Source organism: Vibrio sp. QJM3NY_26 (assembly GCF_057786005.1).
In genome coordinates, this window is record NZ_CM173515.1 from 1,292,428 (window position 1) to 1,318,434 (window position 26,007).

The 26,007-nt window shown below is 45.1% G+C and carries 15 protein-coding genes; 10 read left to right on the plus strand and 5 right to left on the minus strand.

What is annotated here, in order from left to right; genetic code table 11:
• Positions 1-28 precede the first annotated feature (28 nt).
• Entirely contained in the window at positions 29-1,459 is a 1,431-nt protein-coding gene (locus tag AC3CH4_RS05865) for a DUF2867 domain-containing protein (RefSeq protein ID WP_237290640.1), read from the minus strand.
• A 96-nt stretch (positions 1,460-1,555) separates the two neighbouring features.
• Here AC3CH4_RS05865 and AC3CH4_RS05870 point away from each other — a divergent pair, with 96 nt between their 5' ends.
• The 5 genes from AC3CH4_RS05870 to nhaA all read left to right on the plus strand — a co-directional run bounded on the left by AC3CH4_RS05870 (position 1,556) and on the right by nhaA (position 8,732).
• Positions 1,556-2,929, plus strand: a complete 1,374-nt coding sequence (locus AC3CH4_RS05870; protein WP_146458087.1) for an MATE family efflux transporter — start codon at positions 1,556-1,558, stop codon at positions 2,927-2,929.
• 122 nt (positions 2,930-3,051) lie between these two features.
• Positions 3,052-3,723, plus strand: a complete 672-nt coding sequence (locus tag AC3CH4_RS05875) for an ABC transporter ATP-binding protein (protein WP_004734674.1) — start codon at positions 3,052-3,054, stop codon at positions 3,721-3,723.
• Positions 3,704-6,157, plus strand: coding sequence for an ABC transporter permease (locus AC3CH4_RS05880; RefSeq protein WP_065205488.1), 2,454 nt, complete (start codon positions 3,704-3,706; stop codon positions 6,155-6,157). The genes AC3CH4_RS05875 and AC3CH4_RS05880 overlap by 20 nt, the downstream gene beginning before the upstream one ends.
• A complete protein-coding gene (locus AC3CH4_RS05885) occupies positions 6,147-7,295 on the plus strand; it encodes a lipocalin-like domain-containing protein (protein ID WP_017079058.1) in 1,149 nt (382 codons plus the stop codon). Before AC3CH4_RS05880 ends, AC3CH4_RS05885 begins: the two co-directional genes overlap by 11 nt.
• A gap of 273 nt (positions 7,296-7,568) precedes the next feature.
• Positions 7,569-8,732, plus strand: coding sequence for a Na+/H+ antiporter NhaA (gene nhaA, locus AC3CH4_RS05890; protein WP_054546583.1), 1,164 nt, complete (start codon positions 7,569-7,571; stop codon positions 8,730-8,732).
• Between the two features lie 249 nt (positions 8,733-8,981).
• Here nhaA and AC3CH4_RS05895 read toward each other — a convergent pair whose 3' ends face one another.
• Both AC3CH4_RS05895 and AC3CH4_RS05900 read right to left on the minus strand, forming a co-directional pair.
• Positions 8,982-9,593 (minus strand): OmpA family protein, encoded by a 612-nt coding sequence (locus tag AC3CH4_RS05895; RefSeq protein WP_065205487.1) that lies wholly within the window; start codon positions 9,591-9,593, stop codon positions 8,982-8,984.
• On the minus strand, positions 9,593-10,900 hold the full coding sequence (locus AC3CH4_RS05900) for a TolC family outer membrane protein (protein WP_114633277.1): 1,308 nt from the start codon (positions 10,898-10,900) through the stop codon (positions 9,593-9,595). Before AC3CH4_RS05900 ends, AC3CH4_RS05895 begins: the two co-directional genes overlap by 1 nt.
• 301 nt (positions 10,901-11,201) lie before the next feature.
• Here AC3CH4_RS05900 and AC3CH4_RS05905 point away from each other — a divergent pair, with 301 nt between their 5' ends.
• The 4 genes from AC3CH4_RS05905 to fabV all read left to right on the plus strand — a co-directional run bounded on the left by AC3CH4_RS05905 (position 11,202) and on the right by fabV (position 21,619).
• Positions 11,202-16,796, plus strand: coding sequence for a VCBS domain-containing protein (locus tag AC3CH4_RS05905; RefSeq protein ID WP_488543437.1), 5,595 nt, complete (start codon positions 11,202-11,204; stop codon positions 16,794-16,796).
• A 442-nt stretch (positions 16,797-17,238) separates the two neighbouring features.
• A complete protein-coding gene (gene psrA / locus AC3CH4_RS05910) occupies positions 17,239-17,868 on the plus strand; it encodes a TetR family transcriptional repressor PsrA (protein WP_054546579.1) in 630 nt (209 codons plus the stop codon).
• A gap of 55 nt (positions 17,869-17,923) precedes the next feature.
• Complete coding sequence (locus AC3CH4_RS05915; protein ID WP_004734682.1) at positions 17,924-20,206, plus strand: acyl-CoA dehydrogenase; 2,283 nt, start codon at positions 17,924-17,926, stop codon at positions 20,204-20,206.
• Between the two features lie 210 nt (positions 20,207-20,416).
• Positions 20,417-21,619 (plus strand): enoyl-ACP reductase FabV, encoded by a 1,203-nt coding sequence (gene fabV / locus AC3CH4_RS05920; protein WP_029224510.1) that lies wholly within the window; start codon positions 20,417-20,419, stop codon positions 21,617-21,619.
• 291 nt (positions 21,620-21,910) lie between these two features.
• Here fabV and AC3CH4_RS05925 read toward each other — a convergent pair whose 3' ends face one another.
• Complete coding sequence (locus AC3CH4_RS05925; protein ID WP_017077841.1) at positions 21,911-23,593, minus strand: aspartate:alanine antiporter; 1,683 nt, start codon at positions 23,591-23,593, stop codon at positions 21,911-21,913.
• A 250-nt stretch (positions 23,594-23,843) separates the two neighbouring features.
• Entirely contained in the window at positions 23,844-24,107 is a 264-nt protein-coding gene (locus AC3CH4_RS05930; RefSeq protein ID WP_009847069.1) for a GrxA family glutaredoxin, read from the minus strand.
• Between the two features lie 528 nt (positions 24,108-24,635).
• Between AC3CH4_RS05930 and AC3CH4_RS05935 the strand changes: the two genes are divergently transcribed.
• Positions 24,636-25,928, plus strand: a complete 1,293-nt coding sequence (locus AC3CH4_RS05935) for an iron-containing alcohol dehydrogenase (RefSeq protein ID WP_488543438.1) — start codon at positions 24,636-24,638, stop codon at positions 25,926-25,928.
• The last annotated feature ends 79 nt before the right edge of the window (positions 25,929-26,007 follow it).

The window sequence follows — 26,007 nt, forward strand, 5'->3', positions numbered from 1 at the left end:
TAATCTTTTCGCATCTCGACACTCGAATCTACATCTGTTCTTTAGCCTGCTTCTCAATCGCTTTAACCATGCCTTTAAAGATAAACAGGTGGGCTGGCATCATCGCAAACCAATACAGTAACCCTAGAAAGCCTTTTGGATGCCACCAAGCTGATATGTTCAGTTCACGTGAATCACCGTGGTCAGAGACGGTAATCTCGAGTCGCCCCAACCCCGGGCCTTTCATACCGAAAAGCAGGGATAAAAACTGATTCTCTTCACAGCGAATAACCTTCCAAGAGTCTATCTTGTCACCGACTTTTAGGGTCGGTCCTTCAGGCATTTGTCGAACCGGTACACCACCGCCAAAGAGAAGATCTAACCATTCGCGTGTGCGCCATAGAGCATTAGCAAAGAAGTAACCTTGCTTCGGGCTTCCTATTTGCTGAGCGACCTGCCAAAGGGATTCTAAAGATGCGCTTGAGGTAATACTTGCGCCAGTTTTCTTAGGATAATAGCCGTACCCAGCTTGCCAGCGTTTGAAGGCGGTCTTATCAAAGCCCCAAACATTACTTTTCACGAAGTTGCCTTCAGCGTGAATCGCTTGCTCAACCATATTTTCGAACGAGATAAGCTTCTGAGGGTACTTTTCTCTAATGATGGTCGAACTGGCAATAAAGTCATGCTTTAAGCCCGCAAGAAGCGCTCTGCCTATGTTGGACGGAACAGAAGTCACAACACCTAGCCAATATGACGCAATTGAGGGCGTGAGGAGTGACGTCGCCCAAAGCCTGAGTGGGCGATCGGCTGTTTTGGCAATGTGAGCAAATTGATTTCGATAAGAGACAATGTCTGGCCCGCCAACTTCGAAGGTTTGGCTTTCGCTAGGCGTGTCCTGTGCGAGTTTTAGCAGATAGTGATTCAGGTTCTGCAAGGCAATAGGGTTGGCTTTAGAGTCGACCCATTTGGGCGCAATCATGATAGGCAAGTTGTACACGAAGTCTCGCATGATCTCGAACGCTGCAGAGCCTGGACCAATGATCACGCCTGCTTGCAGTTCAGTGATGGGGACTGGTCCTTTACGAAGCAGTTCTCCGGTTTTCTTTCTCGCTTGAAGGTGTTCTGAATCACCCGTTTGCGGTTGAAGCGAACTCAGGTAGATGACGTGTTGATTCTTTGGCCCAAGAGCTGAAACAAAGTTACGTGCCAAATTCAGTTCATAATCAATAAAGTCGTGGCCTTCTGCCATCCCATGTACGAGAAAGAAGACAAGATCAAAGTCGGGGACTAATGCTTGTGTTGCGGCTTGATCTGCAAGATCAAGATACTCTAGTGACAAGTGGTCATGAGGTTCGGTTCGTGCCTTTAAATAGTCGATATGCCTTGCTGCAGCAGTGACTTGATAGCCTTGCTCAAGCAGGAGAGGGAGGAGCTGCGAACCAACATATCCAGAAGCGCCTAAAACCAGTACTTTCTTCATTGTTACTCCATTTATATCTGTGGTTAAAAACCGAACATTGATATAATAGCGCGATATTTATCTTTATCCATCAATACGTTCCGTTTAGGTATCTCTATGTTGCTCTCTTCAATTATTCATCACACTCGAGGTGATTTTGTTCGTAGGCTTATTGCGATTGCTTTGCCTATTGCTTTGCAGAGCATTATGTTTTCAAGCCGAGGCTTAGTCGATGTGTTGATGTTGGGTCAGCTTGGGGAAGCAGACATTGCGGCGGTGGGGGTTGCGAGCCGTGCAATGTTTGTGACGACCATTATGCTGGTGGGTGTCACTACGGGTGGCGCTTTGCTAACGGCTCAATATTGGGGCGCGGGTAACAAACAAGGTGTCAGAGAAAGTACCGCACTGACGTGGCTGGTTTCGACCCTGTTTGCGTTGCTGACCATTGTTTTCTTTGTTTCTTTCCCTGCGCAAATCATGGGTGTGACGACCGACTCTCAAGAAGTCATCAGCCTCGGCGTTGAATACATCGTCATCACCTCATTCAGTATGCTGGCGGTGTCGTGCGTCAGCAGTATGGCGGTAGGTTTAAGAGCGATGCACAAACCTGGGTTAAGCACTTTCTTCAGCGGTATCGGCATTCTGTCTAATGTGTTCTTAAACTGGGTGCTGATCTTCGGTAACTTAGGCTTTCCATCGCTTGGAATTAAAGGCGCAGCGATTGCCACGGTATCGAGCGGTGCCATTGAAGTGGCGACCTTATATGGCTACCTCTATTTCTCTAAACACTTATTAGCTTTTAAACTTTGTGATATCAAAGCGGCTGCAACCGTTGAGAAAGTCGTTCGCTTCTTGAAGTTGTCTTTGCCAACCACGTTTAATTTCTTAGCGTGGGCGGGTGGCTTGTTTGCTTACCACGCGATCATGGGACAATCGGGTGTTCAAGGTTTGGCAGCGCTTTCAGTCATGACGCCGGTTGAATCTATCTCATTGAGTTTATTGATTGGTCTATCTAATGCAGCAGCTGTTTTGGTGGGTAACCAACTTGGCGCGAAGAACAATGAAGCGGTTTATTATCAAGCATTAGGCTTAACGATTCTGTGTTTCTTAACCAGTATTGTTGTGGCGATTTTTCTCTATTTCGTCCAAATGCCAATATTGAATGCGTTCAGTGCGTTGACTGAAGAGACCAGAGCCCTCTCAGAGAAATTCATTCTAATTCTCAGCGTGGGTATTATTATTCGCTCGGTACCGTTGACTGTGATCGTTGGTGTGTTGAGAGCGGGTGGTGATGTGAAGTTCTGTCTCTATCAAGATTTGATTGCTCAGTGGGTGATTGGTATTCCACTGGCTGCGATTGCGGCTATCTATTTAAAGTTTCCACCTGAGTGGGTGTATCTGCTTTTCCTCACCGAAGAAGTGATTAAGTGGGGTGGGTCGCTCTATCGCATGAAAACAAGAAAATGGATCAAAAACTTGATAGGAAGTTGAAGTAGGGCGCATCGATCACATCACTTTATCGTTGGTGTGTGATCTATCTTTCAAAATACTTCCTCCTAACAGGGAATTAGTGTAGATTCTCCTTCCAAATTCTAACTAATGTGAGCTGTTTAATGTTAAAGCTGTCAGACCTATGTAAAGGCTATGTCGACGGGGGGGAATTTCACCCTGTTTTGCAAGGTGCTGAACTAACATTAAACCAAGGTGACCAGCTTGCACTAATGGGCGAAAGTGGCTCAGGTAAAAGTACATTACTGAATCTTATCGCGGGTTTAGACCTAGTAGACTCTGGCGAAATTGCTTTCCCAAACTTCAATATGCACGATTCGACAGAACGTAATCGCACCGCATATCGCCGAAATAATATTGGTCACATCTTCCAGCAATTCAACCTACTTCCAACGCTTAATATTGCTGACAATATTCGTTTTTGTCGCCAGTTAAAAGGCTTGCCTGAAGACAAAGGCCTCTGGAGACAGATTCTTTCTGCTTTAGACCTTATGCCTTTACTTGGACGTTACCCTGAAGAAGCGTCTGGTGGTCAACAACAACGCGCAGCGATTGCTCGTGCTCTGTACATGGAACCTAAAATTCTTTTAGCCGATGAACCGACGGGAAGTTTAGATGAGCGTAATGCAGAAGCGGTAATGCGTTTGCTGACCTCTTTGGCTCGCCAATTAGAATGCACTTTGTTGTTGGTGACACACAGTGAAAAAGTAGCACAGCACATGGACGGCAGAATCCGCCTACAAGGAGGGCAACTGCATGTTATGGCCCGTAGTTAAGGCACTACTCGGTCACTATCGACGCTACCCACTTCAGATTATTTTGGTATGGCTTGGTTTAACCCTTGGCGTATCACTTTTGGTTGGTGTTACTGCTATCAACCAACACGCCAAGCAAAGCTATGCGCATGGCGAAAAACTCTTTTCGAATCCTCTTCCTTATCGTATTCGACCAAAACACAACGCCAATAAAATCCCGCAAGGTTTTTATATCCAGCTTCGCCGTGAAGGCTTTCAACAGTGTTCTCCTTTTGACCACCATCGTATCACTGATGAAAATGGCGCGAACTTTATGCTTATTGGCATCGACCCTGTGTCTATGCTTCAGCTTCAGCCGGGTGTTGCGTTAAAAGATCTCACTACCTTAAACCTCATGAAGCCGCCATACCCAATCCTTGTGAGTGATGATCTCGCAGAACACATGGAATGGAATAACGGGGACTACATTCCTCTCATGGATGGCTCTGAGCTTGGTCCTATCGCTGTTGATCAAAAAAACCTGATTGATGGTACAAGGCTGATTGCAGATATCTCTTTGCTCAGAATGCTCAAACGCAGTGCTGGGTTGTCTGTGATTGCGTGTTCAGATATGTCGCCTGAGAAGTTTGAGCGTCTTAAAAACATGCTGCCTAATGGTTTGACGATCTCTCGCAGCTCTAAAGCTGAGCTTGAGTCGCTGACCAGCGCGTTTCACTTAAATCTAAAAGCGATGGGTATGCTGTCGTTTGTGGTTGGCTTATTCATTTTCTATCAAGCGATGTCGCTGTCGTTTATTCAGCGACAACCGTTAGTTGGAATCTTAAGGCAGACGGGTGTGTCGGGTTGGCAACTGGCTAAAGCGCTTTGTTTAGAATTACTGTTATTGGTGGTATTGAGCTGGATCTGCGGCAATGTATTCGGTGTCATGTTGGCAAACCAACTGTTACCAGCGGTATCTTCAAGTTTAGGTGACTTATATGACGCCAACGTTGGATTAACTATCGACTGGAATTGGCGATGGAGCGGTTACAGCTTATTAATGGCATTGCTTGGTGCATTCCTAGCGTGTGCTTGGCCATTGGTTCGTCTGCTTCGTTCACAACCGATTCGTTTGACCTCTCGTTTATCTTTGATGCGCTTTGCTGGTACTGAATTCACTTGGCAGGCTTTGATTGGTTGTGGTTTCTTGGTTGCAGCTGTCGCTGTGTATCAAGCGCCTCAGACTCAAGAAACGGGTTTTGCGATTATCGCGCTGATGCTTGTTAGTGTGGCTCTTTTTACGCCGTTCTTGATGTGGAAGTTATTTAACAGCCTGTCTTATTCATTACGCTGGGTTCGTGCTCGTTGGTTCTTCGCGGATGCCGCTTCAAGCATGAGTTACCGTGGTGTGGCGACAATGGCGTTTATGTTGGCGCTAACCGCGAATATTGGTGTAGAAACCATGGTCGGTAGCTTTAGAGATACCACAGATAAATGGTTAACACAGCGCTTGGCGGCAGACCTTTACATCTACCCAACCAACAATGGTGCTGCTCGTATGAGTAACTGGCTGTCAGAACAGCCTGAAGTGGATTCTGTTTGGTGGCGTTGGGAGAAAGATGTTGCATCTCCAGTTGGCAGTATTCAAGTAGTCAGTACTGGGCCTTCTGAAGGTGAGCTAGAAGCGCTGACGATCAAATTAGGTATTCCTAATTACTGGTACCACTTACATCATTCTAAAGGTGTGTTGATCAGCGAATCGATGTCTCTCAAGTTGGGTATTCGCCCTGGTGACTACATTGATCTCTATGACAATCTTGGCTCTGGTTGGCAGGTTGTCGGTGTGTATTACGATTACGGTAACCCTTACCATCAAGTCATGATGTCGCATCGAAACTGGCTGTATGGATTTGCAGGGCGGGGCAATGTGGGCCTTGGCGTAATACTCAAAGATGATGTGAATTCAGTAGGGCTTCGAAGCCGCTTAGAAAGCGTATTCAGGCTTGGCTCGGAGCGTATTTTCGATAACAACAATATTCACAGCCAAGCGATGCGTGTGTTCGATAGAACGTTCGCGATTGCAGATACATTGGGCAACATCACATTAGTCATTGCAGTCTTCGGCATCTTCTTTGCAACTGTTGCTGGTGAAGTGTCTCGACAAAGGCATATTTCGTTACAGCGCTGTTTAGGTGTCTCAGCGAAAGAACTGATTCTGACCGGTAGCTTACAACTGTTTGTGTTCGGGCTTATTTCCTCCTTAATTGCGATTCCGCTCGGCTTAGCGTTGGCTAGTTTGATCGTCGATATCGTGATCAAGCAGTCTTTTGGGTGGTCACTCGAGTTGCAAGTGATTCCCTGGGACTATTTACAGACATTTGCGTGGGCTATGGCAGCATTGATGTTAGCTGGTGCTCTGCCAGTGATGAGAATGATTCGGAACACCCCGATGAAATCACTGAGGGATGCGCTTTAATATGCTTCAACGAAATGGCTCAACGAAATTCAGACACCGATTTGTCTCCTCTCTATTATTGATAGGTTTCTTTGGCACCATTTTAGGTGTCTGGGCATACTACTCTTACTTTGTTGATGTTGGCGAGAAAGGCGTGAACGAGGTCAACTCAGTGCTTGTAAGCGAGCACTTTAATGTATTCGAGCCTGTGTTACCTGACCGCAGCGTTTCGTTACCTCGAGACTTCCAATTCCACCCAGAATTTCAACACGAGTGGTGGCATTACTTTGCTTCTCTAAAAGGGGATGATGGCAAAAAGTACTCGGTTCAATGGAGCTTCTTCCGAATAGCGACTGATGAACGCGAGACGCCGGGGTGGCAAAGCCCACAGGTCTATATCTCAAATGTCGTGATCTCTTCTGATTCTAAGGTTTGGAAAGAGCAACGCTTAGCGCGTGGCGGTATTGGCCAAGCGGGAATGACCAGTCGTCCATTTAGAATTTGGATTGATAACTGGAACTGGCGCGCCCTTGGCAACACACCATTTCCTGGTCGCCTTCAAGTGAAAACGGATACGTTTGGTCTTGAACTCGACACCATTGCGAAAGGGCCCTATGTGCTCAACGGTGATAATGGTTACCAGAAAAAGCACGATTTATTACCTGTCGCGTCTTATAACTTCAGCGCTCCATTTTTATCCCTAAGCGGTGTATTGAATCTGGACGGCGTTACCAAGGAAGTAGAAGGCACTGCTTGGGTGCATAAAGAGTGGGGCAGTGGCTTGCTCGGAGTGGGTCAACAAGGCTGGGATTGGTTCGTGTTTAATCTCGATGATGGTACAGCGTTGAGCATTAACCGTTACCGCCATAATCAACAACTGCCTTATGTTTTTGGAACATTGGCCACTCGTTCGGGAAAGGTGTATCAGTTAACGGACTCCGATATTTCTATCAAGCCTTTACAGAATACGACGCTACAGAATGGTAGAAGAATGCCGCTCCAATGGATTATTAACGTGCCACAGCACAATATTAACCTCACGACACGCATTAAACGCCGAGATATGTGGTTGCCATTTGTCATACCATATTGGGAAGGGCCAATTATGGCGAGCGGAAGTCATGAAGCGACAGGCTTTATGCAGTTAACTGGTTACTAAAAACACCTAAGGCTATCATTTGATAGCCTTTTTTGTGCTCATGATTCTTGTGAGCCCCTGATTAATTGTGCATACAGCCTTTGTGATCTCATCTATACTTATTTTATGGTGCATAACAACATTATGGAATATACGACGTATTGTTTAGTATTTGTAGGAAAAACCGAAGTTAAACATCCGAAGAAGTGATTATCTATCGATTACGCTTGGATATAAACTCATGGTTATTCTTTGTTATTCGTTTATTTAAATAATAAATATAAGGGCGAAATCATGACCGACGTCATCCGTGACTTCTTTAAAATGGAATCTGCTGGCGGCATCATACTAGTCATCGCTGCGGCGATCGCAATGTTTGTAGCAAACTCACCACTGAACGAAATGTACCAAGGCGTATTGCATAGTTACGTTCTTGGTATGTCTGTGTCTCACTGGATTAACGATGGCTTAATGGCTGTCTTCTTCCTTCTAATCGGCTTAGAAGTTAAGCGTGAACTTTTAGAAGGCGCATTAAAGTCTAAAGAGACAGCAATCTTCCCAGCTATTGCAGCTGTGGGTGGTATGCTAGCTCCTGCACTTATTTACGTGCTATTCAATTCAAGTAACCCTGAAGCGCTTCAGGGCTGGGCTATTCCAGCAGCAACAGATATCGCATTCGCATTGGGTATCATGGCTCTTCTTGGTAACCGAGTGCCGGTAAGCTTGAAGGTATTCTTACTAGCATTAGCAATTATCGATGACTTAGGTGTTGTTGTTATTATTGCACTGTTCTACTCAGGCGATCTATCGACGCTTGCACTAACGGTTGGCTTCATCGCAACGGGTGTGCTGTTCATGCTAAACAACAAGCATGTGACTAAGCTAAGTATTTACCTCATTGTCGGTGCAATTCTGTGGTTCGCAGTATTGAAGTCTGGTGTTCATGCAACATTGGCTGGTGTAGTTATTGGTTTTGCTATCCCACTGAAAGGCAATAAAGGGGAGCGTTCTCCACTGAAACATCTAGAACATGCTCTGCACCCATACGTCGCTTTTGCAATTTTGCCAATCTTCGCATTTGCAAACGCAGGTATCTCACTTGAAGGCATCTCAATTTCAAACCTTACAGGCATGTTACCGCTTGGTATCGCTATGGGTCTATTGGTTGGTAAGCCGCTGGGTATCTTCCTATTCAGCTGGGGCGCAGTGAAAACGGGTGTAGCTAAACTTCCTGAAGGTGTGAATTTCATGAACATCTTCGCGGTATCTGTGTTATGTGGTATTGGCTTTACGATGTCTATCTTTATTTCATCACTAGCATTTGGTCCAACGAACGCAGACTTTGATACGCTCGCTCGATTAGGTATCCTGATGGGGTCAACGACTGCAGCTATCTTAGGTTACTGCCTGCTAAGTATTTCTCTACCGAAGACTAAGCAACAAGAAGTAAAGCTATAATTGGTAAGTAAAAGCATAGTTGGTAAGTAAAACTATATTCGGTAGTAGGTTCACTTGATAGCGAGCCTACTCACTGAGTAACAAGTCAACTCCTGAGTAGCAAGAAGAGTCACAGAGTCATCCCTCGACTCATGTGACAACAAAGAACAAAAAAGCCGTGATGGGCAACCCCATCACGGCTTTCTTGATCTTGCTGTTAAGCTGTCTTTGTAAGATAACCCGTCTTATAGATATAGTGACAATGTCACGTTATTTTTCTAGCGTGGTAAAAATGGTCCACTCTTCAACGATTTGTTCACTTAACCCAACCACGGTTGCCGTTACCTTACGGTTTAGTGCATGAGAAGTAGCATCATCCCCCTCGTTTTCTAGGCGTTCTTCACCATAACCGACAATTCTCACTCGATCTGGCTCTATACCATTCGACAGTAACTCATCTTGAACATTGTTCGCTCGTTTTTTTGATAAATCTAAGTTGTATTCGTTGGAACCCACTTTACTCGCGTAACCTTGTATTTCAATCGACGCACTTTTGTAAGTCTCAAGGAATTCAGCCATCGTGCTGATTTGATCAGAAAATATTGGGTTCACTTCAAATGAGTCATGAGCAAAGAGTATTTTTAACTGTCTGACTTCTTCTGCTCGAATCGTTTCACCACAACCGTCATTGTCGACTTGTGACGCTTCAGGCGTTCCTGGGCAGGTGTCTCGAGCGTTTACCACACCATCGTTGTCGTCGTCTTGCAGGTCTGCAATCTGTTCTGCTTCAGGTGTCTCGATGTAAGCCTCTTCCTGTTGGCTAGAACAGGCAAATAAAGTCATCGTTAATACGGGAAGTAATAAGTAAGTTACTTTCATCATTAATACTCCATAGCCGTTGTCCACTCTTCTGGAATATCAACCAGTAGAGCATTCAATAAAGAACCTGTTGCGTTCATTACACGGTATTTAGCGTACTGTTCAGAGTAATGGGCATCTAGATAATCTTTGCGGGCTTCAAATAGTTCGTTCTCAGTGTTGAGCAAGTCAAGCAGAGTTCGTTTGCCTATTCGGTATTGTTTTTCATATGCGATAACGGTTTCCGAAGCTGAATCAACATGATCAGATAGGAAGTTCTTTTGTTGTAGCGTGAGATCTAAGGCGCTCCATGAAAGGCGAAGGCCTTCTTCCACTTGGCGATAAGCACGATCTCTCAGATCTTTTGCCTTGTTTAATTGGTAAGCAGCAGCTTCAGAATTAGCACTGTCAGTTCCACCGTTGTACAAGTTATATCGCATTCTCAGCATCGCGAGCGTTTCTTGACTTGAGCCTTCATCGCCACCTGCATCGTCACGCCATGACTGTGATGCTTCAATGGAGAAGGTAGGGTAGTTCACGCCTTTCGATTGTTTGTATTGGAAGTGCGCAGCGTCAACATCAGCTGCCGCGATTTTGATCACGGGGTGTTTGTCTAAGGCATCAACAATGGCGTCCGTTAACGACAAAGGAATTCTAGAAATATCAGCTCTTGGGTAAATTAAACCTAGGGGTTCTTGACCTACCACACGTCTAAATTGGGTATGTGTATCGATCAAATTATTCTGTGCAGCCAATAAGTTACCATGAGCTTTTGCAATCCTAGCTTCTACTTGCGACACATCCGCTGTTGAACCTATACCAGAATTAGCTCGTTTCTTAATATCTTTATAGATTTTTTTGTGTATTGAAAGGTTGCTTTCTGACAGTGCCAACACCTCAGTGGCTTTCACCGCGTCTAGATAGATTTGTGTCACCTCCAGCGCTTTGTCTTCGGCATCTGCGATCAATTGTAGACGAACCGACTCGGCTTCTGCGGCGGTACGATCAATGTCGTATAGAGTCGCGGAACCATCCCACAGCAATTGCGTGAGGGAAATCGTCGCTTCCTTTCTTGTTAGATCGGTATCGGGGCCGTTATTTGGTGCAGGATTTATGCCTTCGTAACCAATACCAGCATCAAGGTCGATGCTGGGCTTGTACGCTCCTCCAGATGCATCATTACGTTTTTTCACGCTCGCATATTCGTTGAAGATGCTTTTTATCTCTGGATTCGTTGCCAAGGTAATAGCGACAGACTGTTCTAGAGTTTGAGCGGTGAGTGGTGGTGCAGCAACTAAGCAACACATGATGGATAATTTAAACAATTTCAAAGTAGCTCTCCTTCTACTTTCAATGTCTCATCCGTTTCCCAACCTACGTTTCCCGTTAGATTGAGAGAAGGGTATTAAACGAAGCTTAGGACATTTGCAAAAAAATGCGAAGTTTGTTGGTTTTTTTTTGAATGTAAGTCGCTATTGCTATTGACTAATTTGAAAACCGCCAGATTTACACGCCCCTAGTGAGTTGATTATCAATAGTGGCACTACTAAATTTAGTGTAGGAAATAGCCACAGCGCAGAGTGGGATTGAATCCGCGTTTGGCATGTTCTGGGCAGAAGTGGGAATATGGATATGGGAAACATCAACCTAAATATACTAGGTCTTGCTAGCGGGAGTGTTGTGCTCGACGCTCAAGGCCAAGTTAGACGTTTGTCTCCGGGCGAACAACCAGCGGCTAGCGACGTAATTATCAGTTTTGATACTAGTGAAGAAAATGTGCCAAGTGTTTCTGCACGTTTTGTAGATAACCAGGGCCAACAAAATGCACTAGATACTGATGATGCGATCGCTCAAGTTCAGCGTGCTATTGAAGAAGGATTTGATCCAACGGAACTAGGAGATGAGTTTGACACTGCAGCTGGTGAGGAAGGCTCGAGTTTGACCAACAGCGGTAGGATTGAACGTACTGGGGCTGAAACTCAAGCTGCCACGAATTTTGAAACTGACGGGTTTGAGTCTCAAGGATTGTCAGAAACTCAAAGTATTGCTCTTTTTGATATCATCGCTTTTGCGCTTATTTCAGGTGAAACTAACGTTATTGAGTTTGAGCAGGATGAACCAATTGAAACCGGTGGCGCTTTAACCAGCGACGACCCGGACGTTACCTTTATTGGCAAAGAGGTCGCTGGAGACAATGACCTCGGTACCTTTGTCGTCAATGAGGATGGTACTTGGACTTTCGTAGCCAACAGTCCTTATGATGAACTTGCTGACGGAGAGCAAATTCAAGATACAACCACAGTACAAACTTCTGATGGAGGTGAGCAAGTCATTACAGTCACAATTATTGGTACTGATGATGCGGCTGTAGCCACTGATGATTCAGGCAGTGTGACTGAGGACATTGATGTCGATGACATCACCAACCAATTAGTGACGTCTGGTCAGATCGTGATTACAGACGTAGATAGCGACACTCCTACCTTTTCAGCTGATGGTGAGTTTAACCTCGTAGGTTCAACAAACGACTCACAACTTGGCGTATTGAGCATCGAACCTGATGGCGCTTGGACTTACGTAGTCAATAACGATGACGTGCAGTACCTAGACGACGATGAATTCGTGACAGAGGTTTATACCGTTACAGCCAGTGACGGTACCACGAGCGAAGTAACCATCATTATCAACGGTGCCGATGACCCATCTGATATAACCGTTGGCGAAGGTGATTCAGACACAGGTGAGGTGACGGAAGATGTCGATGTCGATCCAGAAAGCAACGACTTGATGGCGACGGGAACACTGACGATTACCGATGTTGATGCTAACGATGTCGCGGCTTTTCAACCTAACGGAACGTTTAATCCTGAAGGTTCGACCAATGATACCGCGTTGGGTATGTTGACGATTACCGACGATGGCGAATGGACTTACGTCGTAGACAACGACGATGTGCAATATCTTGATGACGATGAATTCGTCACCGAGGTTTACACTGTTACTGCGATTGATGGAACCACCAGTGAAGTAACCATCACCATCAACGGTGCCGATGACCCATCTGATATAACCGTTGGCGAAGGTGATTCAGACACAGGTGAAGTGACTGAGGATGTGGATGTTGACCAAGAGAGCAACAACTTAACAACCTCCGGAACGCTCACCATCACCGATGTAGACGACAACGACGTTGCTGCTTTTGAACCAAATGGTACGTTTAATCCAGAAGGTTCGACCAATGATACCGCGTTGGGTATGTTGACTATTACCGACGATGGTGAATGGACGTATATCGTCAACAACGATCTTGTGCAGTATTTAGATGACGACGAGACAGTCACCGAGGTTTACACGGTTACTGCGATTGACGGAACTACAAGTGAAGTGACTATCACCATCAATGGTGCCGATGATCCATCTGAGATCACCGTTGGTGAAGGTGACTCTGACATGGGTGAGGTGACGGAAGATGTCGATGTCGATCCAGAGAGCAACGACTTGATGGCGACGGGAACACTGACGATTACCGATGTTGATGCTAACGATGTCGTGGCTTTTGAACCAAATGGTACGTTTAATCCAGAAGGTTCGACCAATGATACCGCGTTGGGTATGTTGACTATTACCGACGATGGCGAATGGACGTATATCGTCAACAACGATCTTGTGCAGTATTTAGATGACGACGAGTTTGTCACCGAGGTTTACACGGTTACTGCGATTGACGGAACTACAAGTGAAGTAACCATCACTATCAACGGTGCCGATGACCCATCTGATATAACCGTTGTCGAAGGTGATTCAGACACAGGTGAAGTGACTGAGGATGTGGATGTTGACCAAGAGAGCAACAACTTAACAACCTCCGGAACGCTCACCATCACCGATGTTGACGCCAATGATGTCGCGGCTTTTCAACCTAACGGAACGTTTAATCCTGAAGGTTCGACCAATGATATCGCGTTGGGTATGTTGACCATTACCGACGATGGTGAATGGACTTATGTTGTAGACAACGACGATGTGCAGTATCTCGATGACGATGAGTTTGTCACTGAGGTTTACACGGTTACTGCGATTGATGGGACCACAAGTGAAGTAACCATCACCATCAACGGTGCCGATGATCCATCCGAAATTACTGTCGGGGAAGGTGACTCAGCCATGGGTGAGGTGACGGAAGATGTCGATGTTGATCCGGAGAGTAACGACTTGATGGCGACGGGAACACTGACGATTACCGATGTTGATGCTAATGATGTCGCGGCTTTTCAACCTAACGGAACGTTTAATCCAGAAGGTTCGACCAATGACACCGCGTTGGGGATGTTGACCATTACCGACGATGGTGAATGGACGTATGTCGTCAACAACGATCTTGTGCAGTATTTAGATGACGACGAGACAGTCACCGAGGTTTACACGGTTACTGCGATTGATGGAACCACCAGTGAAGTAACCATTACCATCAACGGCGCTGATGATCCATCCGAGATTACCGTTGGTGAAGGTGACTCTGACATGGGTGAGGTGACGGAAGATGTCGATGTCGATCCAGAAAGCAACGACTTGATGGCGACGGGAACACTGACGATTACCGATGTTGATGCTAACGATGTCGCGGCTTTTCAACCTAACGGAACGTTTAATCCTGAAGGTTCGACCAATGATATCGCGTTGGGTATGTTGACCATTACCGACGATGGTGAATGGACTTATGTTGTAGACAACGACGATGTGCAGTATCTCGATGACGATGAGTTTGTCACTGAGGTTTACACGGTTACTGCGATTGATGGGACCACAAGTGAAGTAACCATCACCATCAACGGTGCCGATGATCCATCCGAAATTACTGTCGGGGAAGGTGACTCAGCCATGGGTGAGGTGACGGAAGATGTCGATGTTGATCCGGAGAGTAACGACTTGATGGCGACGGGAACACTGACGATTACCGATGTTGATGCTAATGATGTCGCGGCTTTTCAACCTAACGGAACGTTTAATCCAGAAGGTTCGACCAATGACACCGCGTTGGGGATGTTGACCATTACCGACGATGGTGAATGGACGTATGTCGTCAACAACGATCTTGTGCAGTATTTAGATGACGACGAGACAGTCACAGAGGTTTACACGGTTACTGCGATTGATGGAACCACCAGTGAAGTAACCATTACCATCAACGGCGCTGATGATCCATCCGAGATTACCGTTGGTGAAGGTGACTCTGACATGGGTGAGGTGACGGAAGATGTCGATGTCGATCCAGAAAGCAACGACTTGATGGCGACGGGAACACTGACGATTACCGATGTTGATGCTAACGATGTCGCGGCTTTTCAACCTAACGGAACGTTTAATCCTGAAGGTTCGACCAATGATACCGCGTTGGGTATGTTGACGATTACCGACGATGGCGAATGGACTTACGTCGTAGACAACGACGATGTGCAATATCTTGATGACGATGAATTCGTCACCGAGGTTTACACTGTTACTGCGATTGACGGAACCACCAGTGAAGTGACTATTACCATCAACGGTGCCGATGATCCATCCGAAATTACTGTCGGGGAAGGTGACTCAGACATAGGTGAGGTGACGGAAGATGTTAATGTCAATCCTGATACCAACGAACTCTCGGTTTCTGGTACTTTAACGATTACTGATGTCGATACCAGTGATATGCCGGCCTTTAAACCTAATGGTGTGTTTAGCCCTATTGGGTCTACTTATGCACTTGCTTTGGGGATGTTAACGATTACTCCCGAGGGGGCATGGAGTTATGTCGTTGATAATGATGCCGTTCAATATCTTGGTGACGACGATACCGTTATTGAGAACTATGTGGTCACTGCAATTGATGGTGTTGAACATGTCATCGAAATAACGATCAATGGTGTCAACGATGCCCCTGAAGCAACAAGCTTTGTGGTGGTTAATGATGACGATGCCGTGATCCCAATTCTGTTCGACTCTGAAGATGGTGGCATGCCTGATTACATCTCAGATATAGAAGATGATCACAATGAGATACCTCTAAATGTTCGCATTAACACCTTGCCAACCAGTGGCACCCTTCTTTATACCGATGAAAATGGAGACACCAGGGAAATAGTGCAGTCCGATGTGGATAGTGGTGTGCTGTTTGTTCCAAACAATATTAGCTTTGTTGCTGGGCCTGGAGATCTGTTTGAAATGGGCTTCAGTGGCGATCCTGAGGACATGCCTGACCTTGTTGATGGCTTCTATAACTGGGGAGTGGCGGTATCTCCAACGGAAAGGCTGATCACCTTAGCTAACGGCAATACCATTACGATATCGATTGATGACAATAATGACAAACCCCTACAACAGTATCAAGGTGAGCAGCCTCATGTTGGTTATGGGATTGGTGATACTGATGGTAAAGGTATGAACATGCAGGAGACCTTGATCATCGACTTTACCAACAACCCACTTGAAGTTGTTCATTTTGGATTAGATGGTATGGGAGGAGAGTTCAATACCAATAGCAGTGTACATATTGAAGTTACTTACACCTTTGCTGACGGGACTACAGCTAGCGAGCAACACCAAAAAGACGAAGGCGATACAGGCAACCAGCAGATTCTGTACGAGTTCAGCTACTCGTCACCAAGTAATCCGATTGTTGGTATGGAGATTTCATCTTCTGGTGGTAATTGGGAGCTGCGTTATGTCCAAGGCAACGAGGCAGTAACCGATGATCCTCAGTTTGACTATGTCGCAGTAGATTCAAGTGGCGCTGAAAGTACAGTCGAAACGGTGACAGTTGATACTGAAGAACCACAGCTATACAACGTGATCAGTGCTGCGAGTAACGAACCGCTGTTTGCTGCTGCTGGCAATGATTTATTGATTGGTGATAGTGAGGACAATATCTTTACTTGGTTAGACTCAGCGCTCGACAACGGTACAGACATCATTAAAGACTTTGAGCTTTATACTAACGGCTCTGGTGATTTAATTGACCTCAATGATCTAATTGAAGACCCGCAAGACGAAACTCAAATGGCAGAATTGCTTGATATGATTGAAGTCTCGATTGATGGTGAAGATATTGCTTTGTCTATTCCAATCAATGGTGGAGTCGACGTTCAAACAATCGTGGTAGAAGGGATTGCTACGGAAATGGGCGCTTCGGTTGATCTTGGTAGTGATCTCGCAATATTGGGAGAACTTATCAAAAACGATGCAGCTTAGTCGGTATCGTGAAGTGTTCTATGGCTTAACGTAATGAAAGCCCTCGGTTTCGGGGGCTTTTTTGTACCCAGCATTAGCCGAAGAAAAATTGCCTGAGTCATAAGCAAAAAAAAGCCCAAACCAACACGGTTTGGGCGGATACAAGTATAGGAGTTAATAAGGAAAATGCAGTAATTAAGAAAGCAGGGGAGAGACAAGTTTGACGGCCTGTTAAACTTCTAAATACTCTGTTTTCTACTTAATTTATGACCCTCCATTTCTATTTCAGTTCCAAGAAAATTCATTAATTTTTCCTTTTTTTGTAAACATGCATCGATTCAATCGCTTAGTGAATAAAGCGATTAACTGGTACGACCAATTTGTGAAAATGTGATGTTGCTTGCTTGTTAAATAAATGTACTAAGCGTATATTTCAAACAGTTGTTTAATACGAGTGATTGAAATGGCACCAAGAAGTACAACCAAAGACAAAATCTTAGATGTGGCTGAAGGCTTATTTGCTGAGCACGGTTTTAATGACACCTCTTTACGCACCATTACGGGTAAAGCCAATGTCAATCTTGCTTCAGTGAACTACCACTTTGGCGATAAGAAGACTCTGGTTCGTGCCGTATTAAATCGATACTTAGAAGCATTTATGCCTGCACTGCAAGACGCTTTAGTGAACTTAAACTTGAACGAAACGTATTCTATGAGTGATGTGTTTGAGTCTTTAAGGCAGCCGCTAAGAGCACTGAATGATGTAAGGCCAAATGGTACGAGTCGATTTATGTTACTCATCGGTCGAGGTTATACGGATGTGCAAGGTCACTTGCGTTGGTTCATTACCACTCGCTACAGCGAAGTACTGACTCTGTTTACCAGCTCAGTGATGAAAGCCAACCCGAACCTCACTCAAGAACAGTTATTTTGGCGATTGCACTTCACCCTAGGGACTTGTGTATTCACCATGGCATCTAGCCAGGCTCTGATAGAAATTGCAGAGAATGACTATGACAGAAAGATAGATGCTAAGGCAGTGGTCGATATTCTCATTCCATATTTAGCCGCTGGCATGTCAGCAAAAGAATAAAACAATAAAAAGCAAAATATTCACAAACAATATAGTGAACAAAAGGATCTGAACTATGAGCTCTCTAAGACAAAAATGGGTAAGTGACCCAGCTTTTAAACTCTTTAAAAAAGTACTACCACCACTATCTAGCACCGAGAAAGAAGCGATGGAAGCGGGTAGCGTGTGGTGGGACGGAGAGCTGTTTTCTGGTAAACCAGATTTCACTAAGCTTCACCAGTACCCAAAACCTCAGCTGACAGCAGAAGAGCAATCGTTCATGGATAATGAACTTGAAACTTTGCTCGCTATGCTTGACGACCACAAAATTGTGAAAGAAGACCGAGACCTTCCAGAGGAAGTTTGGAACTTCTTACGCAAAGAGCGTTTCTTCTCGCTAATTATCGCGAAAGGGTACGGCGGTCGTGAGTTTTCGGCGCACGCCAACTCTACAATCGTAACCAAGATTGCAACTCGTAGTATCAGTACTGCGGTTTCGGTAATGGTTCCAAACTCTCTTGGCCCTGGTGAGCTGCTGTCTCACTACGGTACTCAAGATCAAAAAGACTACTGGCTACCACGTCTTGCTGACGGTACAGATATCCCTTGTTTCGCACTAACAGGCCCTGAAGCGGGTTCTGATGCGGGTGGTATCCCTGATGTCGGCACTGTGTGTATGGGCATGCACGAAGGTAAAGAGACACTAGGTATCAAACTTAACTGGAACAAGCGTTACATTACGCTAGCACCAGTGGCAACGGTACTTGGTCTGGCTTTCAAACTGCACGATCCAGAAAAGCTACTGGGTGACAAAGAAGACATTGGTATCACTTGTGCGCTTATCCCAGCTGACCACGAAGGCGTTGTGATTGGTGAGCGTCATGACCCTCTTGGTCTTGCGTTCATGAATGGTCCAACTCGCGGTCACGATGTATTTATTCCTATGGAGTGGCTAATCGGTGGCGCAGATTACGCAGGTAAAGGCTGGCGTATGCTGGTGGAATGTCTGTCTGCAGGTCGTGGTATCTCATTACCGGCACTTGGCACGGCGATGGGCCACCTAACAGCGAAAACTACTGGTGCGTATGCTTATGTTCGTAAGCAATTCGGCATGTCGATCGGTAAATTTGAAGGTGTTGCTGAGAGTTTAGGCCGTATTGGCGGCTTAACGTATCTACTAGAAGCGACTCGTACACTGACAACTACTTCACTCGATATGAAAGAGAAACCGGGTATCGTAACGGCTATCGCGAAATATCACATGACAGAGATGGCACGTACTATTCTGAATGACTCAATGGATATCCATTCAGGTCGTGCAATTCAAGATGGCCCAATGAACTACTTGGCTGCGCCTTACCTAGGTATTCCAGTTGCTATCACAGTAGAAGGTGCGAACATCCTAACTCGTAACCTGATGATCTTCGGTCAAGGTGCGACACGTTGTCACCCATACGTATTGAGCGAAATGGAAGCGGCAGCGAACCCAGATGAGAAGCAAGGTGCAAAAGACTTTGATAGCTTGTTGTTCAAGCACATCTCACACGCCACTAAAAACACGTTCGGTGCTTTTGGTGCGGCACTAACTGGCTCTAAGTTCATTAAAGCCGACATGAGCGGCCCAACGAAGCCTTACTACCAAGATTTGACTCGTTTGAGCCGTGCGCTTGCGGTCAGTGCGGATTTCGCAATGCTGACGCTAGGTGGCGAATTGAAACGTAAAGAGCTTATCTCTGCACGTTTGGGTGATGGTCTAAGTTACCTATATATGGCTTCTGCTGCACTTAAAAAGTATGAAGACGAAGGTCGTCAACAAGCTGACCTAGACTACGTACACTACGCGGTTCAACACTGTTTCCACAATGCGGCTAAGTCACTACAAGAAGCGTACCGTAACTTCCCGAACAAGATGGTTGGTAAGGTACTTAAAGGACTAGTTTTCCCTGTTGGTAACCACTTCGAAAAACCGAGTGATAACCTAACAGTTCAACTAGCAGAAAGCTTGATGACTCCGGGAGCACACCGTGAACGTCTGACGCACCTTTGTTACATTGGCAAAGAGGAAGATGATAGTGTTGGCCTTATGGAGAATGCTTTCAATGCGATGTACAGCATCAAGCCTCTGGAGCGTAAGATCTTCAAAGCAGTGAAAGAGGGCAAAGTGGCTCGTAAAGGCTTGCTTGCGGATAAACTGGCTCAAGCACTTGCAGCTGATGTTCTGACACAAGAAGAAGTCGACCAAATTGTTGCTGCTGATAAACTACGCTACACAGCGATTCAAGTTGACCACTTCAGTCATGACTTTAGTGAAACTTTGACGCGAAAAGAGTTAAAACCTAAGCTAAATAGCGTTGCTTAGATAAAGAAATGATAAAAGGCACCTAATAAGGTGCCTTTTTTTGTTTTTGTCGTAGAAGTCGCAATAGATGCGTTAACAAATGGTGACTTAGTCAGCAAATATCCGCTGAGTGCTCCAACCACTTGCATTTTCACCACATTTTTACAGAAATTAGATGCCATTTGCGTACGAAACTTTTATCCTTACCCTGATTTTTTAAGGAAGTTGAATATGATCATCAAACCTCGAATTCGCGGATTCATCTGTACTACAACACATCCAGTCGGTTGTGAAGCTAATGTAAAAGAACAAATTGCTTACACAAAAGCTCAAGGCCCAATCGCAAACGCACCTAAACGTGTACTCGTTGTTGGCTCTTCAAGTGGCTACGGCTTGTCTTCACGTATTGCGGCTGCATTTGGTGGCGGTGCTTCTACTATCGGTGTTTTCTTCGAGAAAGCCGGTACTGAGAAAAAACCGGGCACAGCTGGTTTCTACAACTCAGCAGCGTTCGACAAGCTAGCTAAAGAAGAAGGCCTGTATTCAAAAAGCCTTAATGGCGATGCTTTCTCTAACGAAGCGAAACAGAAAACAATTGACCTGATCAAAGAAGATCTAGGCCAAATCGATATGGTTGTTTACTCACTGGCATCTCCAGTGCGTAAAATGCCAGAGACTGGCGAAGTGATTCGTTCAGCTCTTAAGCCTATCGGCGAAACGTACACATCTACAGCGGTAGATACAAACAAAGATGCGATCATCGAAGCAAGCGTTGAGCCTGCTACTGAAGAAGAGATCAAAGATACTGTTACTGTAATGGGCGGTGAAGATTGGGAACTTTGGATCAACGCACTTTCTGAAGCGGGTGTTCTCGCTGACGGTTGTAAGACTGTTGCTTACAGCTACATCGGTACTGAATTAACGTGGCCAATCTACTGGGATGGCGCGCTAGGTAAAGCTAAGATGGATCTAGATCGTGCAGCATCAGCGCTGAACGAAAAACTAGGCCAAACTGGCGGTACTGCAAACGTTGCTGTTCTTAAGTCTGTTGTGACTCAAGCAAGCTCTGCGATTCCTGTTATGCCTCTTTACATCGCTATGGTGTTCAAGAAGATGCGTGAAGAAGGTATTCACGAAGGTTGTATGGAACAGATCTTCCGTATGTTCAGCCAACGTCTATACAAAGAAGATGGCAGCGCAGCAGAAGTTGACGAAGTGAACCGTCTACGTCTAGACGACCTAGAACTTCGTGACGACATTCAAGAGCATTGTCGTAACCTATGGCCTCAAATCACAACTGAAAACCTAAAAGAACTGACTGACTACGTTGAGTACAAAGAAGAGTTCTTGAAGCTGTTCGGTTTTGGTGTTGAAGGCGTTGATTACGAAGCTGACGTTGATACTGCTGTTGAATTTGATGTAGCTGACATCTAATTCAAACAATCGAATCAAAACGAAATAGGCGCTCATTGAGCGCCTATTTTTTTGTCTGTCGTTTGAGGAAAGAGATAAAAAGCAGACATGGAAAAATAAAAGCAGATGCGGGATTCGAGTGGCGAGATGCGAAAAGATTTAAGAGCAGATACGAATAGTGGGATGCAAAAGCTCTAACAGCAGACTTGGGATGCGTTAAAAGCTGAGAAGAAGTAATAAAAATGCACTAATCCAAAGATGAATTAGTGCATTTGAAATATCTAAGCTTGGCTGCTTTTAAAGCCGCAGCTACTAGCTAATTATGATGATGAAAGTACCTGCTAAGGTCATCAATATATTGGCAATCGCGTACGTACCCGCGTAACCCAGAGCAGGGATAGTTGAGCGAGCGTGGTCATTTACGATGTCCATCGCCGGAGCACAGGTTCGCGCGCCAATGATGGCACCAAATAGTAGAGCTCGGTTCATCTTCAATACGTAAGCACCGACTAAGTAAGCGAAGAATACCGGCAGAACACTCACTACTAGAGCAATACCGATGACCTGAGGGCCTACTTGGGTCAAGTGTTCAAACATCTTACCGCCGGCACTTAAGCCTATACCGACCATGAAGAACATCAAACCCAGGTCTTTGACCATGTTCAATGCTCCCTGAGGCACATAACCGAAAGTAGGGTGGTTTGCTCTTAAGAAGCCAAGCATGATGCCGGATAAAAGCAGGCCAACCGCATTACCTAATCCAAACGATACCTGACCGAATGTCATGGTGATCAAACCAAACAAAATACCCAGAATGAAGAAGCTACAGAAGGCCATCAAATCCGCCATTTGGCTGTGGATTGAGATGAAACCAATTTTCTCAGCTAGACCGTGAACGCGACTCTTTTCACCACTGACCTGCAGGACATCGCCTTTAGAAAGCACGATATTTAAGTCCATTGGCATTTCAATTTGAGCACGTACTACGCGGTTAAGGAAACAGCCGTATTCAGATAGGTTCAAGTCGGATAGACGCTTACCTGCGATGCTGTCACTCTTAACTACGATCTCTTCTTCAACGATACGAAGGTCGAGAAGGTTACGGTCGAAAACCTCTTTACCATTACGGAAGCTCGGGTCGAGACGCGCGTGGCTATCAGGGAAGCCTACCAATGCGATCTCATCACCTTCTTGCAGGATCGCATCACCATCTGGGTGGGCAAGAATACCATTACGGCGAATACGTTCGATGTAACAGCCCGTTTGGCGATAAATACCCAGTTCACGAAGGTTCTTACCGTCTGTCCAAGATATAAGCTCTTGTCCTACGCGGTAAGCTCGTATGATTGGAAGGTAAACCTTACGTTGCCCTGAAGCACCTAAGCCACGCTCTTGGGCGATTTGCTCAGCTGAATCGTGTAGGTTAACTTTCTGAAGCTTTGGAATAAGGCGAGCAAACATAATCATACTGATTAAGCCAACTAAGTAAGCCATCGCATAACCAACGGAGAGGTTCTCGATGATCAGGCCTATATCCATGTTTCTTGGTAATTCTGCAAGCCCAGAATTCAGAGCATCTTGAGCACCTACTAATATAGGCGTTGCTGTTAAGGCCCCCGCCATCATGCCTGCGGATAAACCAAAGCCTAACCCAAGGTAGTGACTACTGAAATACGTTAAAGCAATTGCGGTAGAGAGCACCACAAGGCTCAGAATGAGATAGTGCTTACCGTCTCTAAAGAAGATACCAAAGAAGTTTGGTCCTGCTTCAATACCCACACAGTAGATGAAAAGCATGAAGCCAATCGTGAGCGCATCAGCGTTAAACGAAAAACCAAGATGTCCCATGATAAGGGAAGTAATCAGAACACCGATTGAATTGCCAAGTTGGAGGCTACCGAAACGAATTTTACCAATGGCTAATCCAATCGATAAAACAACAAAGATGAGGAGAATGGGGTTTTGTTCTAACAGAAAAACAACGTCGATATTCACAGTGGTCGCTCAATAATTGGCGTGAAACACAGGGTAAGTTTGAGAGGTGAATTGTATCTAAATATAAATTAAATATAAGCGATATTTTGCTATTTTACTTGATTTTGACTTTATTATTATTCCGTACGAAAACTGGTCATAAAAAAAGCCCGCTACAGTGAGCGGGCTTGATATAAATCGTACAGTCTAACGCGTAAATTAGTCAGCTGTTTAAGGCCGTAGCCTCGATTCTCGTATGAGAAATCCTAGCTTAGTCGAAAAGACCTAGGTTTTCTTTTGCGTATGCTTCAAATTCTGTGCAGCCGCCGATGTGGTCTTGGTCGATGAAGATTTGTGGCACTGTGTCTACAGGCTTACCAACAGTCTTCTCTAGGTCAGCTTTGCTGATGCCTTCAGCGTGGATGTCAACGTAACGGTAGTTGAAGTCATCGCGTTTAGCTTTAAGAGTTTCAGCATGCTCTTTTGCACGAACACAGAATGGGCAAGCAGGGCGACCAAAAATAACTACAAACATTTAATTTCTCCTAAATACGGGATGAGGCTCGTTAACTCAATTATGTTAACTATTCTTTAATGAATGCCACTCAAAATTTCTTAAAACCAACTATGCCTCAATGCCATGGGGAAATAAAGATGGAATTGCCTCTTAATACGATAGGTTTTGCCTATCAGCGCAAATATTAATCATAAAAACGCAGGGTCGCGTTCACAGGCCTCTACCATTGTTAAGTACCCTTAATATCAGAGTGTGAATTACCCCTAAGATTGCGACTTTAATCCATCTTTAGTGTGACAAGTTGCACCTCGTCAAAAAAATCAAACACAGAACGAGGCATCTTATCATTGGGTATAGAACCATATTCGGTAAGCTACCTGATGTAACCCCATTTTAGTATGCTCGTATTTAACGTGTAGGCATTGTGTTACAAGTGCAAAGGTTACATTTCGAAGGTTGTATTCCGAAGATTAAATGCTAAAAAACAAGAATTTCAAAAAAACCAAGAGTTCGTAGTTTTGTTTAGTCATAGGCGCAGGAGGCTCCATGTTTCAATTTATGACATCTACAAAGATCATCTTTGGTGATGGGGCACTTCCCGCTTCATTGTCTCTCTTTAATCAATACGGCTACAGCGTGTTATTGGTTACTGGAAATACATTAGAACGCACCTCACTTGTTACTGATTATCTAGATGCGCAGAGTATGCGTTACCAGCACATTGCCGTTTCCGGTGAACCCAATATCAAAATGGTTGAAGAGGCTGCCACGTCTGCTCGGCGATTTAAACCTGATATGGTGGTGGCAATGGGTGGTGGCAGTGCCATTGATATGGGAAAAGCGTTAGCTGCGGTTTTACCTAATCAAGGTAATTTATACGACTATGTTGAAGTGGTTGGGCGTAATGTTCCTCTTAAAACCAAACCACTGCCGTTTATCGCTATTCCAACCACAGCGAGTACTGGCGCTGAGGTTACTAAAAATGCGGTACTTAAATCAGGCCAAGACCAAGTCAAGATAAGCCTTAGAAGCCCAGACATGCTAGCTGACGTCGCGATTGTTGACCCAGCATTAACCCATGGCACTAATCCGTATTTATCTGGCCGCGGCGCTATGGACGCATTTACCCATTTAATGGAAGCCTATGTGTGTGGTGAACCGAATCCGTTAACCGATATGATTTGTGAAGAAGGGTTGCGTAAGCTGAGTCGTTCTGTCATTCAGGCGTGTATCTATGATGAACCTCAAGCGCGTTCTGATCTTGCCTTCGCTTCTATGCTCGGAGGAATGGCGATAACCAATGCTAAGCTCGGCGCTGCGCACGGGTTAGCTTCTGCGTTAGGAGGTAAAATTTCTGCGCCGCACAGTGTGATTACAGCGCGCTTGGCGCCATTTGTGATGTTAGAAAACATAGCCGTAGCGAAAGAGCAGCAAAGAAACGACATATTAGCGCGTTATCAGCGAATCGCTCAGATAGTGACGGGTAACGTAGAAGCAAAAGAAGAAGAGGCGATTGCTTGGTTATCTGAAGTGTTGGATACACTCAAGCTACCAAGCTTACTTGAATTTGGTGTCTGCGAAGCTCAGTTTGATGAGGTGTCTGCCGATGCGCTCAAATCAGTGGCGATTAAAGGAAACCCTTTACCGTTGAATCAAGAGAGGCTTGTACATATTCTGAAGCAGGTTTGCGAGGAGTGCAGTTGTGGAGAAGGGGATCATGAGGAAGCTTCAATGAATCAAGTTGTGCAAGAACAGACTGCCGAGTCGAGTTTTACCATTATTAACTCTTATGCGTCTGAGAATAATGTTGTAGAGAAAGGCAATAGCTGGACGATCTAACGGTCTTCGAACAGTTCACGGCATAAACCATTATAAACAGATAAATAAAAACGGAGCACTAGGCTCCGTTCTTTAATTC